Annotated in this window: 1 protein-coding gene; it reads left to right on the top strand. The window is 61.7% G+C overall.

Going from position 1 to position 1,440, the window contains the following annotated elements; all coding sequences use genetic code 11:
- The first annotated feature begins 2 nt into the window (after positions 1 to 2).
- Positions 3 to 1,094 carry an IS110 family RNA-guided transposase gene (locus tag AC1DQ3_RS36420; protein WP_477124936.1) on the top strand — a complete coding sequence of 364 codons (1,092 nt, stop codon included), beginning with the start codon at positions 3 to 5 and terminating at the stop codon, positions 1,092 to 1,094.
- Positions 1,095 to 1,440: the final 346 nt, after the last annotated feature.

Genomic DNA, 1,440 nt, shown 5'->3' with positions numbered 1-1,440 from the left:
AGCTGGCGGCGGCCAAGTGGATGGTTGCACTGCACGACGGCCGTCGTGATAGTCCTACAGTACACACCGTCGCGCAACCGCAGGCTACGCTGCGGCTGCAGGCAGCGCTGGCCCTGACTGAACGGTACAAGGAGGAGTGGTCGCTGCCGGCGGATGTACGGGTTGTCGTGAGCTATGAAGCCGGCCAGGACGCATTCTGGATTTGTCGCGCGCTGCAGGCTCGCGGGATCGAATGTCATGTCGTCGATCCCGCGAGCATTCCCGTTGAGCGCCAGAAACGGCGCGCGAAGACGGATCGCCTCGATGCGATCAAACTGGTGATCAACCTACGTGCCTGGCTGCGCGGCGAACGCGACCGGATGCGCGCAATCCGGGTGCCGTCTTTGCAGGACGAAGCGTCCCGCCATCTGATGCGCGATCGCGGACAACTGCAAAAAGAAGTCCTGCAACACCGCGACCGCATGCGCAAACTGCTCGCCACATTCGGTTGCTGGGATGAAGTCGACAGCAGGAAGTTCGCCGGCCGGCTCGCCCGTGGCGAGGTACGGTGTCACGATGGCACGCCACTGCCAGCAGAGCTAAACGAACGACTGGTACGCGAGTGCGAACGGCTAGCAGTAGCCGAGCAGCAACTGACCGCACTGGAGCAGACGCTTCCGACGAAGCTGCCTGCGCCAGCACGCGCCCGGGTCGATCACCTCACTCGCCTGAAAGGCATCGGACCGGTTGGCGGCTCGCGACTGGCGCTCGAGCTGTTCTGGCGGGAATTCAGCGACCGCCGCCAGGTCGGTGCGTGCGTTGGCCTTGTACCGCAACCCTACGACAGCGGCGAGAGCCAGGTGGACCAGGGCATTAGCAAACAGGGAAACCGACGGGTGCGGGCACTCCTGATCGAGATGGCGTGGTCCTGGATCCGCTACCAGCCAGAGAGCGCACTGACGCAGTGGTTCAACCAGCGCACCCAGAGCACAGGCCCGAACCGAAGGGCCCGACGGATTGCGATCGTCGCAGTGGCACGACGTCTCGCGATTGCGATGTGGCGCTATCTGAAGGATGGCGTGATCCCCGAAGGGGCACAACTGAAGCCGGCTTAATCCATTGAGGTTTGGAGGAAGATGCAGGGGATGGTGATACGCAATCCATACAGCCTGAAGTGAACATGCCCGTAACAGACCCGGGTTGCACAGGCAACCGATTTTCTAGATGGGGCATGCTCCCGGTGACAATTCCGGCGTAATGCGCATGCAGGATGAGGCTGGCTTCACGCCAGCGGATAGAAGGTGGTGAGACGTCATTTCTCACGAGCGCAAGACCCGGCTTCGGGCCATCGTGTTTCACCGCAACGGAGCCAACCCGCTCTGTCGCGATAAGGGAGGATTCGTATATCGATCAATCAGTCAGTTTGCAAAACGGCTTGACAAGGGACTGCTCATAGAAGGG

The sequence above is a fragment of the Cupriavidus sp. 01T418 genome, from assembly GCF_056398885.1.
Note: the sequence above shows the minus strand (reverse complement) of the source record. Positions and strands in the feature narration are given on the sequence as shown.